This window comes from Acinetobacter cumulans (assembly GCF_003024525.3).
Lineage (GTDB): Bacteria > Pseudomonadota > Gammaproteobacteria > Pseudomonadales > Moraxellaceae > Acinetobacter > Acinetobacter cumulans.
On the sequence record NZ_CP035934.2, the window covers coordinates 1,220,312 to 1,235,457 of the forward strand.

Sequence of the window (15,146 nt, forward strand, 5' to 3'; positions counted from 1 at the left end):
ATTAAAAGGACATTGCATGACAATAAGACCTGGACCTTTTACCAATAAGCATAAGAAGCTGGCTTTAAAGCGTATTATTAGAGCATTGATAGTTGGGAAAATAGAATGGATTGAATTAAAGAAGTTCTATTTAGCAATGTTGCATTTAGAACGTTATTTAGATGTACTAGCTCAAACCTGAGCTGACATTTACCGATATTTGATTAAAACTGTCAGGTTAAATTTGAGCTAAATTTTTTTCAGCCCAAATATATTTTCCATCAAGTAATATTTCAAATGGTATTCTGCCATTACAATCAGCTTTGGTTCATGACATGTCCGATATGGGCTATTGCACGAGCGAAAGATCTGTGACCAGAATACTTTGTGTGCATATCAATTAAACTATCGAAATAAGCCAACAATTCAGATTATAGAGTTATTGGCTTAAAGAGGATCGTGGTCAAGTAGGATTACCACCTAAGACTTATTCATTAGAAAATTATATTGCTGAATAAGTCTTAAGTAGATTCGTGTAAGAAAAATTTTAAAGATTACAACTTAAAAAGATCACTCGCTTACGATGATATTTCCCAACATCAAATATTCTTCATGCCTAGATGGTGCATGTACAGCTAATATTTTTTCACCATTTGATGAAAATTTTTGCCAGTTACCATCTTCCAGAATCATCTCTTTAAACTCACTCATATCTTTGGAAAGGTATAAAGTACTAGAAGATATAAAAATATTAAAATCCTGTAATTTTAATATTTTATCGATGGAGAAATCTATATCAAATTTAGTCCATTCGAAACCATTCTTAGATGTAAACGATTCTCTATATCCTGCTTGGCAGAAATATACATTGTTTACCTTATCCAAGAAGGTATTACTTTGAATACTCTCTATATTCCAAGTACATGCTCGCCATTTTTGGTTATTACTCAAATAAAGAGCTTTTGGCTTTGCATCAACTTTCTTTTTATTAGATGTATATAACCAATCATATTCAGCTAACAATATAGGAATATTCAATTCTGGTAAAACAACTAGGTTTTTTATTTCTAACCCCTCATCTAAATATGGTGAATTTTCCCATTCATTCCATTCTCCATTTAAATTAGATGAATACATTACAACAGATTTTTTATAATCGGATGTTTTAACAGAGTCAGAGAAAAAGCCTTTTTCTGTATAGCAATACTCAGCTCTTTTAGTACATATCCATAACCATTGATCTTTGAATTTAGTTATATTAACTGTTGGATAAATTCCATTAGAATAATTAACGCCATCAGGAATACTTCCTTTTTTCCATTCTGTCCCATCAGATGAATAGATAAATCCGTTTTCTTCAAAGCCACTATTAAAGACAATACATATATTATCTATGACTTTGATTTCATTAATATAAGAAAATTCAATACAGGTTATGTTTACAGAATCCCATATTTCTCCATCATCACTAACATAGAAGTTACTATCATTATCTATAAGTAACCATTTCCCATTGATATCTTCAATGAACCTTATGTCCTCTGAGTGACATGGTAAATTTTCCACCCTCTTCCAAGTAATATAGACCTTTTTAAAATTATCAAATGTTACAGCCCTCTTATTTTGCTTTTCTAGCTCTCTTTGCTCTTCTACCTCTTTTTTTTCTTGTTTTTTCATCTGTACAATAGACTTATCGTATTGATTTTTTTTAAAAAGTTCTAGTTGTTGTACAGCATATTCACAAGCTTGCACAAATGAATTAAGCGTACTTTCTATGCCATCATTAATATAAATAAATTGATCATGCCAATTTTCATTAGTAGCTGATGTATCTAGATTAATATCTGAGTAATCAATACTATCCTTAAAGTCAATTTTTTCAAGTTTATAGTCCTCTATAATTTTGTTTGCTTCATATAAATTATTTTTATGATTTGAGATAAAGTCACGAACTTCTTTTTTATAATTATTTAAATCAGATGTACATGATGATCTTCCAAAAGAGGTAGCTGATCCGCTAACAGAGGAGCGAACCTTACTAAAAAAACCTGTATCATAATCTAAATCATTAATATAATAAGCATAGTCATGTGATTTCATTACTATATTAAAGTTTTTAAGCAGTAATGTGGAGCTATCTGCTGATGTAGAATTTAGCTTACTAATAAGTTCATTAAAGCTAGTATTCAGTTCTATTTCATTAACTTGAGCTGACTCATGATCTTCATCATATTCTTCAATATCTTGATCTAAACCATTTAGTTCTTTATATATGTTAATAGTCAGTACACTATTACCAAAAATTTCTTCAATAATTTGCTTAAATGTATAAATTGAGTCTAGATAATCAAATTCTTCCCCGAAAAATTTAGAGACAATTTTTTCAAATTTTTCATCTGAATCACAAATGGTTTCATCTGAAACGAGATCATAAATTTTATTATAGTCATTGGATAAGAAATACAATGCATTAAAGAACTGGCTAGAAATATTTTCATTAATAAATTTATTATCAATATAGTATTCATCAAAAGATAAATTTATTAAATTTTGATAACCATCTAGTTTAATAACTTCGATGTCATTTAATAGTTCTATTATAAAATCAATTAACCGTAGATCTTCATCACAGTTTATATTCATTTCTTCTAATAAAACGATAAGATGATTGACATCTTTACGACCAAAATCAAATTCTCTATGCGTTTTAACAAAATCATAAATTAGATATAAAACAAGTATTGTTTTTGGATAAGACTTAAATTTTCTTTTATTAGCTTTAATATTTAAAGACCATTCGCTTAGGCCTAAACGACTATTGATATTTTCTATTTTATCAATAGCTTGCTCTAAAAAATCTCTGGTTTCATAAAGGAGCTCATTGGTCGCACTAAGGTTGTTCCTAATAGTGGCAATACTTTGAGCTTTTATTAGACTTTGTTCTTGTAATTCTTTTAAATAGTGCCATGCAAAATGTTGTATTGCTATTAAATCTGAACTGTTTTGGTTAATAACTTCCTGATTTTTACCGGTAAAAGAATACCAGCAACGTTTAACAAAACCAGCATCTTTGATTTTATTTAATCTATTTTCTGATGTAGTTAGTAATTTTGATGCATCTAATGCTAACTGTTGTGAAAAGGCTTTTTTTCTTTTAGATTTTTCTATCAGAGAACTTAATCTTGAATTTTCTTCGTGAGTAAGAGGTTGATGAAAGATATGGTCAAGAGTACTGTGGTCTAAAACTGTCATGATGAACTCCTAAAACTTTCCTAACTTTGCTTTTAATCTTGAACTTTGCTTTTTCATGTCATGAACTTGGGTATTAAAATGTCTTTCTGACAAAAACAATCCTTTTTGAAAATCAGCATAAAAATCTTGTGATATTGATAAATACATTAAAGAATCATTCATTACGTTCCCAAGAGAAACTAGATTTTGAGTTTGTGCTAGAGATTCTTTAAAAGGCTTTTCTATACCATTATCTATAGCGATTGTTGTTGCGATCGAAGTAATCATCCCACCTAAAATACTTCCAATAATCATTCCAGGAGGGCCGCCAATAGCTCCAATACTTGTGCCTATTGCAGACCCAACTACGCCAGAACCAGTTTGAAAAATATTTTTTCCTGTGCGTTCTTCTAACTCTTTTCCTGACATTTTTCCTAAAGCAAACATTACAGTGCATTGAACTAAGTCCACAGCACAAACTGCTGCTCCCCCCACACTACCTGCGGCTAAACTTTGCTGAAATACTGTACCTGTAAATAAATTTGGTAAATATTGGGCTGCAGTGCTTACGCTTGCTGTAGCTACACCAGCTTTTAAAGCGCTATCTCCAGCCGCTATTACAGTATTTTTTAGAATAGCTTGTATGGCCTCATCACTAGAGATTTGACCACTTTGAGCTTTCTGAATATATTCAATACAATTAATGGTTCCTGCTATAACTGTTGTAATCACAGCCGCATTTTTTGCTGCTTTTACGCTTTGTTGAACCGTAGATTTATTTAGATAACCTTGCTGCATTTCTTTGTGCATTTTTTGACCAGTTTTACTACCTCGTCCAAGGTGTTCAGCCTCTTTTTTACTTAGCGCTGTAGACTCCACGCCATCTACTGCTAAGCGATCTGATGCTTTATTTTTAACATGTGTTGCACCTTCAACAACTGCAGGATTTTCACGATGTTGTTGCGTATTAATATCTTGTTGGGCATGTTTCTTAATATCATTTAATTGGTCCGAAGGCCCTAGAAAAATATCATTTTCAGCATATTTAAATTTATTTGTTTTATCTAATTCACGAAACGCATTTGCTGTTGTTTCAGCATCTTTACAATATTTCGATTGGGCTGTTAATACTTGCTTGTTTCCATCCTTCACTACTATGTCATGGACAGTATTATTTTTTGATAAACCATGATTACCCTTAAAATTATCTGTAAATGCTCTTACATTTTTATCTTTAAGAATTGCATCTAAATTAAAAGATTCGGCATGCCATGTTTCTGCTACATAGCCTGCTGATTGAGGAATATTTCGTCCATTTACAATTTCTTTTAAGATCAAAAAATCAGCTTGTTTGATTTCTTTAATCATTTCACCGACTTTATCAGCTGCTTGCATAGACCAAATAGGACATACATCTATAGACGTTTTTAAAGTATCTTTACGATTTTGTTCCATAATTTTTTCCTAACTTCCCCAATATTCTTTCAGTTCATTTTCCAACTCACCTTGTAGATATTCAGGATCAGTAATTTTTACATGTGGGATCCAATATCTAACTAAAGGTAAAAGCTGCATGGTATGGCTAATTCTGCTCGACACTAGCAAACGGCCATCTTTCAACTCTTCAATGATTTCTTGTTCTGGAAAAAGTAAACGTTGTTTAAAATGCAAAGCGATTTCTGCAGAAATAATTAAAACTACCTTGGTCTTTTCTCTACCAAACCAAATGCTATTTTCATTATTTAGCTGTTGTATGATTTTAGGATCAGGTATAAAACTTTGAAGTTTGTGTTGTTGATAAGATATCGCCATTCGACTTATGCGATATACACGGATTAACCCTTCTTTTACAGCTGCTAAATACCAACTTCCATGATGATGTATCAATCTATATGGTTCAACAATACGTATCTCATTGTTATATAAAAATGCGACCTGTTGATTTTTTTCAATTGCAGTTGAAAACATTTCAAAAAATACTGTAAATAGTGTTGCATCTTCAGAGGAAGAACCTTTAGCACTATATATAGAACTGGCACGACTATCTAAAATTTCACGTAGAAATGAGATGTCTAAACTTGGGTAAAGTTGAGCAATTCCGGAAAGTTGAGCAAAATTTTTAATATCTTGTGGTTTTAATTGCCCCAAATAATGACGTTCTAAATAGAATTTTTTAGTTTGACTATTCTGTTGCAAAGGTAAACAGCTTGATAAACGTTCAATATCCCGATCCAATGTACGTTTACTAACCCCAAATTCACCAGCCAGACTTTTTAGGTCCAAATGTATTCCATTGTTTAACATTACAATAATCTTTGTTAAGCGTTCGGCCAATTGTGAAGCTACAGAACTTTTTGCCATTCCCAACCTAATTTTTAGTTATAACTATGAACTTTTATTTTCAATAATATTTTGACAGGGTATGTCATTTTGAAAACTTTATAAATTTAACAAAAAATTACAATTAATGAAATATAACAATCTGATATATTATTTTATTGAATTAATTTAGTAATATTAGTTTTAAATTATGTGGAAACTGTTTTTACATCCAAAATACTAAAAAATGAAGGCAGAGCTCACTTTGCTTTATCGGTAGAATTTTAATCTGACTTGGTTTTACTTAATATAAGCATTAATGAATATTACTTTGTATGATAGGCCCTAAATTCATTTAGAAAGAAAATAATAAACTACAGTGCAGCCTCTTTATCTTATATGAGGTTCTAGACCTAAAACAACCTGATATGGTTTAAATCCTTCTAGAACAGCATCGGATACCAGCTGGATAAATGCTTCTGTTTTTCCATAAGCCATCCATTGATCAAGAGCCTCATAGTAAGCCAATCGATTTTCAACTGTAATCACACAAGGCGGATAGCCAGCCTTTAATAATTCAAGATTCATCAAAAGACGTGATGTGCGTCCATTGCCATCAATGAACGGATGAATACTCACAAAATCCGCATGTACTTTAGATGCACGTTCAATAGGATGTAGCTTATGTGCCTCAGTATTGTACCAATCGACTAACTGAGCCATTCTGTCATTCAATATTGTATAGTCGGGTGGCGTAGTTGTGGCACCTGAAATCAATACATTCTGTGGGCGATAACGTCCTGCATTGTCATCATCAATATTTTTTAGAATAAGCTGGTGGATATTCCGAATTTGCCATTCAGAAAAAGGTTCTTCTTTTCGAATAATGTCTTCGACATAGTAGATGGCATTTCTGTGGTTGATTGCTTCAAAGTGTTCTCGTAATGCTTTTCCACCAACGGTAATGCCTTCCAAAACGACTTTAGTTTCTAGCAATGTAAGTGTATTGCCTTCAATTGCATTTGAATGGTATGTCCAGCGAACAATAAGATCTTCTTGTAGATTTTTTACAATTGCAGGAGAAAGAGGGTGATGTTGATCTAATTTTGTTTTTAAAGCATCAATATTTTCAAACATAACTTTTTCGCTGCAGTTGAATTCTTAAATGATACATGAAAAAAACAAATATAAAAAAGAAATGTTATAACATTTCTTTTAATATTAAGTGCATACGTGTTAAAATCAGTACACCATTTCAAATCCTGTTAATGGATTTGAACAAAATAAATTTTGTGATTCAATGCGCTAAATCTAATTTGGGTAAAAAATGGGTACAGGTAAAATGCTATTGACTTTATGGTTCACTAAATCAATAGTTTAGGAGTTGAGTTCAATTGACGCCATCTCCTCTATTTAATAACGGTTTCAAAAAGAAGAAAATTAAGAAATAAAATAAATTTTTAAGCCTTATGACATCTCCTGTCATTTTCATGCCTTATCTTCATCTTTCAATTGAATAGTTACTTTAAGCAATTAGGTTTAAAAGCAATATTGAAAGGAAATTTGCATGAAAATATGCCCAAATCCATTTACCAATAAACATAAGAAAAAGGCCTTAACACGTATTTTTAGGGCATTAATACTTGGGAAAATAAAGTGGGCTGAATCAAAAAAAATTTATCTAGCAATGTTGCACTTAGAGCGTTATTTAGATCGACTAAACTCTATTTAAAGGAAAACAAGACTCATTTTTTTTGTGAATTAGTGTAACTTTTTGTATTTTTAATGTGTTATATTTCAAATATAAATCAAGTATAACTTTGATGTTACTTTTTAATAATTAGAGATAATCCATGCAACGTGATGATTCTACTCATGAGCGTTTAGCTGATAGATTGGCCAATATTTTAACGAAATTAAATATGGGATATCAGTTAAGTATAAAAGAGCTCGCTGCAGAATTTGGGGTAAGTACACGGACGATTTTGAGAGATTTTGATCGCCTCAATACTTATTTGCCGTTGCTGCAGGATATTGAAAATAAAAGATATTACTTAGAGCCAAATTATTTAGGAAAAATTGCTCCTAAAGATATCCGTAATTTTGCACAGCTCTCAGGAGTTAGTCATTTGTATCCGTCATTGGATATGTCCTTTTTGCGTGAACTTTTAGATAGTCGAGCACAACAGATTTATTGTGCTAAAGGTTACTCTTTTGAAGATGCGAGTAAGTTTAAAGAACTATTCAAAGTTCTTGGAAAAGCAATTCAAGAGCAGCGACAAATTGGTTTTTTATATAAAGGGGAGCCTAGACTGGTTCAACCTTATCGGTTGATTCATCACCATGGCAGTTGGTATTTGGCAGCAGTTAGAAAAGATCAATTACGCACTTATCGTATTTCACATATTCAACTTATGCACGCTTCGCATGAATATCCTCAATTTATTCCAGATCAAAATATTGTAAAACTTGTGGAAGATGATGACAGTATTTGGTTTGGTCAGGATAAGCAGGAAATAATTTTGTCTATTGATCACCAGATTGCTTTTTATTTTAAGCAAAGGCCAATACTTCCTGAACAGCAAATTGTTAAAGAATTAGGCGATGGTGGCTTATTGGTCTCTTCTAAGATTAATCATGACATGCAGTTATTGCCATTAATTAGATTTTGGATTCCACATATTAAAATTGTTAATCCAGAAAGATTACAAGATGAATTAGAAAGCACATTAAGAATGTATTTGGGTATTTAAGTCCCAATTTTATATCAATATTTTATTAATCTAGAGGGTTCTATGGCCATTGCTAAGCAAGAAATTGTAAATTTGTATAATGAGGTAAAGAGCAGCGTCAGTCATGCTATCAATGATATCAGTGAAATATCATTATCAACTACGGAAGAACAAAATCATATTTTGAATATTAAAAACAGACTAAGTGATATAAGTCATAGTTTTAATCAAGATATTGAAGGACTTGAAAAAAACTCTGAGTGGGATAAGTTTACAATTGCATTTTTTGGTGAAACAAATGCAGGTAAAAGCACAATTATTGAGTCTTTAAGAATTATTTTTCAAGAAAAGGAACGCCAAAAACAAATTGAAAATGGTGAAGCGCAGTTAGTTGACTTAGAGAAAAGTTTCTCTGAAAAATCGGATATTTTAATCGCTGAATTAAATAAGAAAATGAAGGAGTATACGCATGAAACTAGAAGTATAGCAAAACAAATTTCTGAAATTAAAAGAGAAAATAAACCTAAGAGTAATAGTGTTTTAGTTGGTGTTTTAGGAGTTATTTTAGGTGTCATCTTAACAGTTATCTATCAGTGGATTGTATAGGATCTATAAGAATGACAAATATGAAAAATGATCAATGGTACTATCTAGATGCAAAGCATCAGACTTTAGGGACTTATAACAGCCAGAAATTGTTAGAGTTATATCAAAAAAAAATAATTACTGGTAGAAGTTATGTATGGAAAGATGGTTTTGATGATTGGAAAAGATTTGAGGATGTACGCCCATCCTTGTCTTTATTTGGTAAAAAAGATGTAGCTAAGGCAGCTTCTATTATTCAGAAAGTATCGGCTGAGTATCATCAATCTGTTGTTGATCAAGTGCTAGATACGCCAGTTGCACGAGTACAAAGAGTAGATTATACAACGCCATATCAAGTGGTTTGGTTGTCAGAGCAGCATAAGCAACATGTAAATAACTTAACTGAAAAGATTGTACAAAATCTGGCTGTACAAAAAAGATTAGAAAGTTTGCGTTTATCACCAAATAAACCAGATGGTTTAATTATTGGAACTGGAGAGGCTGACTTTACTAAAGGTAATGTCCCTTATGAATTCACATATCAGGATAAAATTTTCCAGTTGATAGATGTTCCTGGGATTGAAGGAAATGAGGGAAAGTATGAACATTTTGTGAAACAGGCAATTGAAAAGGCTCATTTGGTTATTTATGTTAATGGCACAAATAAAAAACCAGAAGAAAAAACTACACGAAAGATTAAAAGTTATATTAATCAGTATGCAAAAGTGTATGCAGTCTGTAATGTTCGTGGTAAAGCTGATAGTTATGAGTTTGAAGAAGATCAAGTTTTACTAACAAAAACTCATAAGGATATAAGTGATGTTCTAGATCAGACTTTGACAGTACTAAATCAAAATGTAGGTCAAGATTTGATTGAAGGGGGGCAATGTATTCAGGGGTTATTGGCATTTTCTGCATTAGCTTATGATCAGAATAAAAAAGAAACAACTATTTCATCTAGTCGTAAGGATTTAATAAAAAGTCAAAAATCATATATGAGTGACTTTTCTTCATTGGAAAATATGAAGTCATTTAGTCAGGTGAATGCACTGGAAGAAAAAATAATATCTAAGTTTGCTACTTTCGAAGAAGATATTATTGAGAGCAATAAACATAAAATAGTGCGAAAAATTGAAGAAAGTATAGGGGTAATACAAGAGCAATTAGATAAACATCTTGTGTTTCAAACTAAGATTAAGAAAGAGCTTGATGTCGGCCAGGACTCAATTAATCGCTTATTGAACGATTTCGAGAATAATTTATCAAATAAGTCCAATAATGCTATTAGTTCTACTTTTCTTAATATTGCAGATAGTGGTTGTGGTGTAATCGAAAATTATTTTGGGGATAAGGATGCTATTTCTTCAAGAATCGAAAGCATTGTAAAGGTTGAAAGTGGGCAATTGTTAGAGCGATTAGAGACTATAAAGATTGAGATGAATCAACAATTTTCAAAAAGTCTTGAAGAGGCCGTTCAAAGGGTTGGTAGAAGTGTTGAACAAATCCAATTTAATTTTGATTTAGAGCACTCAAAAGATTTGGTTGTTTCAAATCAATTTTCGCATCAGTCCATGTTTGATGCTAAAAGTATGGGAAAAGGTTTAATGGAGATAGGGGGAATGGCAGCCTTAGGGGCAAGCATTGGCATGGTTTTTCCGGTTGTGGGAAATATAGTCGGAGGTTTACTCGGTGCGGGACTTGGTTTGGTTAAGTTTGTTATTGGTGGTCTTAGTAGTAAACAATCAAAGATTAAAAAAGCTCAAAGTCACTTTAGAACTAATGTTAATTCAGCACAATCTGATTTTAAGTCTCAAGTACGTAACTCAATTTATCAGATGGTGAGTGTTGTTAGGCAGGATACAGAGAAAGGCATTATTGTAAAAATTTATAGTGAATATGAAAAAATGCAAGATGTTGAGCGGATTTTAACTGCTCAACTTCAGAAGTTAAGAGGTGGTCCCACTTGTTTGAACAACTAAAAGCGTATTTATAAGTGATATTCCGCTCTAGTTAAGCCACCTTGTTTTGTTGGGGTAGCTGATCATAGTAAAACTCATTTGGTGTCATTTTGTCTAGACTCGAATGAGGTCGTTTCAAATTATAAAACTCAAAATATGCACTTAATTGCTTTTTCGCATCTGTGACACTGCTATAAGCTTTGAGATACACCTCTTCATATTTAACGCTCCGCCATAATCGTTCAACCATCACATTATCTACCCATCGACCTTTACCATCCATACTGATTTGAATGCCATTTGATTTCAATACATCAATAAATGCATCACTGGTAAACTGGCTGCCTTGGTCTGTATTAAATATTTCAGGTCGACCATATTTTTCAATCGCTTCATTTAAAGCCGAAATACAAAAATCCACCTCCATACTAATCGATACTCTATGCGCAAGTACCTTGCGGCTATGCCAATCAATCACAGCACATAAATAAACAAAGCCTTTTGCCATAGGGATATACGTTATATCCGTAGACCACACTTGATTACTGCGCTGAATAGCCAATCCTTTGAGCAGATATGGATATTTACGGTGAGCTTGATTAGCCTGGCTTAAATTTGGTTTGCAATATAACGCCTGAATACCCATTTTCTTCATTAAAGTACGTGTATGACGTCGTCCTATATGATGTCCTTGACGATTCAACAAATCACGCATCATACGACTGCCTGCAAAAGGATATTGCATATGTAATTCATCAATACATCGCATCAGCTTCAGATCTGATGCACTCACAGGTTTTGGGCGATAGTAATAACAACCACGGGAGACTTTCAGCAGCTTAGCTTGCTTAGATACTGAAATCTGAAGTGAGTCGTCGATTAACTTTTGTGGTTGAAGCGGCCCAGTTTCTTCAACACACCTTCTAAAAAATCAATTTCTAATGCCTGCTCACCGATTTTTGCATGTAGTTTTTTTAGATCGATGGGTGGTTCTGTTGGAGCTTTTGATTGATCGAAAGCTTGCGAGGAAGCTGAGATCAATTGATTTTTCCAGTCAATAATTTGGTTTTGATGAACATCAAACTCAGCACTCAATTCAGCAAGTGTTTTTTCTGCTTTAATCGCAGCAAGTGCTACCTTAGCTTTAAAATCATTTGAATGATTTCTTCTTGGTCTACGTGCCATAAAATACTCCATATATTGATGTTTATAACATCATTTGAGGAGCAGAATATCACTTATAGGAGTTGTTCAAATTTACGGATCCATCTCTGTTAACAACTTTAAGTCATCAAATTAAGAGTAAAGGCTATGGAACAATTTAAAGAATATAACCTACAAAAAAATGATGTGATTTCTCAATTAAGTCAATTAAAAGATTTAGTTGTGCAGTTGGATGAAGTAGGAATTGATTCAGCCGATGTGATACAGAAAATTGAAAACTCTATAGATAATGTTAAGGAAGAGAGATGGATCCGTAAATTTGAACAACTCCTATAAGTGATATTCTGCTCCTCAAATGATGTTATAAACATCAATATATGGAGTATTTTATGGCACGTAGACCAAGAAGAAATCATTCAAATGATTTTAAAGCTAAGGTAGCACTTGCTGCGATTAAAGCAGAAAAAACACTTGCTGAATTGAGTGCTGAGTTTGATGTTCATCAAAACCAAATTATTGACTGGAAAAATCAATTGATCTCAGCTTCCTCGCAAGCTTTCGATCAATCAAAAGCTCCAACAGAACCACCCATCGATCTAAAAAAACTACATGCAAAAATCGGTGAGCAGGCATTAGAAATTGATTTTTTAGAAGGTGTGTTGAAGAAACTGGGCCGCTTCAACCACAAAAGTTAATCGACGACTCACTTCAGATTTCAGTATCTAAGCAAGCTAAGCTGCTGAAAGTCTCCCGTGGTTGTTATTACTATCGCCCAAAACCTGTGAGTGCATCAGATCTGAAGCTGATGCGATGTATTGATGAATTACATATGCAATATCCTTTTGCAGGCAGTCGTATGATGCGTGATTTGTTGAATCGTCAAGGACATCATATAGGACGACGTCATACACGTACTTTAATGAAGAAAATGGGTATTCAGGCGTTATATTGCAAACCAAATTTAAGCCAGGCTAATCAAGCTCACCGTAAATATCCATATCTGCTCAAAGGATTGGCTATTCAGCGCAGTAATCAAGTGTGGTCTACGGATATAACGTATATCCCTATGGCAAAAGGCTTTGTTTATTTATGTGCTGTGATTGATTGGCATAGCCGCAAGGTACTTGCGCATAGAGTATCGATTAGTATGGAGGTGGATTTTTGTATTTCGGCTTTAAATGAAGCGATTGAAAAATATGGTCGACCTGAAATATTTAATACAGACCAAGGCAGCCAGTTTACCAGTGATGCATTTATTGATGTATTGAAATCAAATGGCATTCAAATCAGTATGGATGGTAAAGGTCGATGGGTAGATAATGTGATGGTTGAACGATTATGGCGGAGCGTTAAATATGAAGAGGTGTATCTCAAAGCTTATAGCAGTGTCACAGATGCGAAAAAGCAATTAAGTGCATATTTTGAGTTTTATAATTTGAAACGACCTCATTCGAGTCTAGACAAAATGACACCAAATGAGTTTTACTATGATCAGCTACCCCAACAAAACAAGGTGGCTTAACTAGAGCGGAATATCACTTATAAATACGCTTTTAGTTGTTCAAACAAGTGGGACCACCTCTGAAGATACACTTAGAATTGCATTATTAGGCGCATTTTCTGATGGGAAAACAAGTGTAATCGCAGGTTGGTTGGGCCATATCATGGATAACATGAAAATTGACAGCGATGAGTCTTCTAATGAGTTAGCAATATATCGACCAGATCATTTGCCTGAAAAGTGTGAAATTGTAGATACACCCGGCTTATTTGGTGATAAACAGCAGTTAGATGATCGAGGTAATACTATTCAATATAGTGATCTTACTCGTAAGTACATATCTGAAGCACATTTAATTTTTTATGTTGTTGATGCAACAAATCCTTTGAAAGAAAGTCATAAAGATACTGTGCAATGGATATTGCGAGATTTAAATAAATTATCATCTACTGTATTTATCATTAATAAAATGGATGAGGTTGCAGATTTAAGAGATGAAGAGGAGTTTGCTCATCATGCAGCAATTAAGAAAGATAATTTATTAGGTAAATTGGATAGATTTATTCAGCTTACAGTAGATGAACGGAAAGCTGTGAATGTTGTATGTTTGGCATCGAATCCTAATGGTCGTGGTTTAGATTTCTGGTTTGAGAAAAAAGAGATTTATGAGGGGCGTTCAAGAATTGGTGATTTAAAAACATTGACTAATCAGATTCTTACAAGTAATACAAAAAAGAATTTGATTAATAAAACAGGGTTGGATGTTGTTAAAGATGTATTGGTACAAAATTTGACGTTAGCGCAATCACAATACTCATCTATTGATGCCTATGTAAATAATACTCATCAAGAAATGAAATTGATAGAGGGGGATTTAGCAAAAGCCCGACGTGCTTTTATAGATGCTAAATTTGATCTTCTTACAGATTTACAATTAAGTGAAAAAAATTTGTTAGGAGCTATACGTTCATTAACACCAGAAGATATAAAATTTTTTGTTGATAGCGAAATTGGTTACTCAGGTAATGACGTTGGTTATAAGCTTAGACAGAATATCGAATTAGTTTGTCAGAAGCATTTTAATCATGCTGTAGGTATTATTCATGACTTAACTGTTAAAGTTGAGCATCAATTATATCAGTCTGAGCAATATGCAAACTCTTTATCAAAAGCAGCTTTTAGTTCTTCTAGTTTTGCATTAAAGCAGGTTGGAAAGTTACCGGTAAATACTATTAAAACAGGCGTTTTTGCTGCTCGTGATGTTTTATCAAGTATTACTGGCTTATCTTTAAAATTTAAACCATGGGGAGCTGTAAATTTAGCAGCTGGAATTGGAAAGTGGGCAGGTCCAATCGGTATTGGTATTTCAATTCTTTCACAAGTTAATGATCAATATCAGAAACAAAAAGCAGAGCAAGAGTTCATAGATGCAAAGAATCAGATTAATGCGCTTGTAATGGAGCATTTTAAAACAGTATATGACCTGCTAAAGAACGAAGATATTGCAATAACTAATTTTGCTCCTCAACTAGATATGTTTAAGCAGTTACTGCAACAACAGCAACGAGAGTTGGATTCTTTACAATTCAAAAAAGAAAAATTGACTAAAATTACGCAGGACTTTCAGAGAATGGGTTCTATAGATACAGCATTTAGAGAAATCTAAGGTGAGCATAT

Annotated in this window: 12 protein-coding genes; 7 read left to right on the top strand and 5 right to left on the bottom strand. The window is 32.9% G+C overall.

Features of this window, described 5'->3' with window-relative positions:
• The first annotated feature begins 16 nt into the window (after positions 1-16).
• Positions 17-181 (top strand): hypothetical protein, encoded by a 165-nt coding sequence (locus C9E88_RS17605; RefSeq protein ID WP_167514211.1) that lies wholly within the window; start codon positions 17-19, stop codon positions 179-181.
• A 368-nt stretch (positions 182-549) separates the two neighbouring features.
• Here C9E88_RS17605 and C9E88_RS05730 read toward each other — a convergent pair whose 3' ends face one another.
• The 4 genes from C9E88_RS05730 to C9E88_RS05745 form a co-directional block, all read right to left on the bottom strand.
• Positions 550-3,231 (bottom strand): hypothetical protein, encoded by a 2,682-nt coding sequence (locus tag C9E88_RS05730; RefSeq protein ID WP_106986657.1) that lies wholly within the window; start codon positions 3,229-3,231, stop codon positions 550-552.
• A gap of 9 nt (positions 3,232-3,240) precedes the next feature.
• Positions 3,241-4,665 carry a hypothetical protein gene (locus C9E88_RS05735; protein ID WP_106986658.1) on the bottom strand — a complete coding sequence of 475 codons (1,425 nt, stop codon included), beginning with the start codon at positions 4,663-4,665 and terminating at the stop codon, positions 3,241-3,243.
• 9 nt (positions 4,666-4,674) lie between these two features.
• Entirely contained in the window at positions 4,675-5,571 is an 897-nt protein-coding gene (locus C9E88_RS05740; protein ID WP_106986659.1) for a helix-turn-helix transcriptional regulator, read from the bottom strand.
• A 348-nt stretch (positions 5,572-5,919) separates the two neighbouring features.
• Positions 5,920-6,666, bottom strand: coding sequence for a Fic family protein (locus tag C9E88_RS05745; RefSeq protein ID WP_106986660.1), 747 nt, complete (start codon positions 6,664-6,666; stop codon positions 5,920-5,922).
• Between the two features lie 716 nt (positions 6,667-7,382).
• Between C9E88_RS05745 and C9E88_RS05750 the strand changes: the two genes are divergently transcribed.
• Genes C9E88_RS05750 through C9E88_RS05760 form a run of 3 tightly spaced genes read left to right on the top strand, consistent with a single transcriptional unit; the run spans position 7,383 to position 10,825 of the window.
• On the top strand, positions 7,383-8,282 hold the full coding sequence (locus tag C9E88_RS05750) for a helix-turn-helix transcriptional regulator (RefSeq protein ID WP_106986661.1): 900 nt from the start codon (positions 7,383-7,385) through the stop codon (positions 8,280-8,282).
• A gap of 42 nt (positions 8,283-8,324) precedes the next feature.
• The gene (locus tag C9E88_RS05755) at positions 8,325-8,867 is read left to right on the top strand and encodes a hypothetical protein (protein WP_106986662.1); all 543 of its coding nucleotides are present in this window, start codon (positions 8,325-8,327) and stop codon (positions 8,865-8,867) included.
• 11 nt (positions 8,868-8,878) lie between these two features.
• Entirely contained in the window at positions 8,879-10,825 is a 1,947-nt protein-coding gene (locus tag C9E88_RS05760; RefSeq protein WP_137287942.1) for a GYF domain-containing protein, read from the top strand.
• Between the two features lie 31 nt (positions 10,826-10,856).
• On the opposite strand, the gene C9E88_RS05765 is transcribed toward C9E88_RS05760, so the two are convergent.
• Positions 10,857-11,989, bottom strand: a protein-coding gene (locus tag C9E88_RS05765; protein ID WP_223155595.1) for an IS3-like element ISAba14 family transposase whose coding sequence is annotated in 2 segments (ribosomal slippage) — positions 10,857-11,737 and positions 11,737-11,989 — 1,134 coding nt in all. Because the reading frame shifts where the segments join, the coding sequence is not laid out codon by codon here.
• 126 nt (positions 11,990-12,115) lie between these two features.
• On the opposite strand from C9E88_RS05765, the gene C9E88_RS05770 reads away from it, so the two are divergent.
• The 3 genes from C9E88_RS05770 (at position 12,116) to C9E88_RS05780 (ending at position 15,135) form a co-directional block, all read left to right on the top strand.
• Positions 12,116-12,304, top strand: a complete 189-nt coding sequence (locus C9E88_RS05770; RefSeq protein ID WP_155687857.1) for a hypothetical protein — start codon at positions 12,116-12,118, stop codon at positions 12,302-12,304.
• A 53-nt stretch (positions 12,305-12,357) separates the two neighbouring features.
• Positions 12,358-13,490 (top strand): IS3-like element ISAba14 family transposase gene (locus C9E88_RS05775; protein ID WP_223155595.1). Its coding sequence is split into 2 segments (ribosomal slippage): positions 12,358-12,610 and positions 12,610-13,490, totalling 1,134 coding nucleotides; the frame shifts between segments, so codons are not numbered across the junction.
• 76 nt (positions 13,491-13,566) lie between these two features.
• Entirely contained in the window at positions 13,567-15,135 is a 1,569-nt protein-coding gene (locus tag C9E88_RS05780; protein ID WP_227865932.1) for a LeoA/HP0731 family dynamin-like GTPase, read from the top strand.
• The last annotated feature ends 11 nt before the right edge of the window (positions 15,136-15,146 follow it).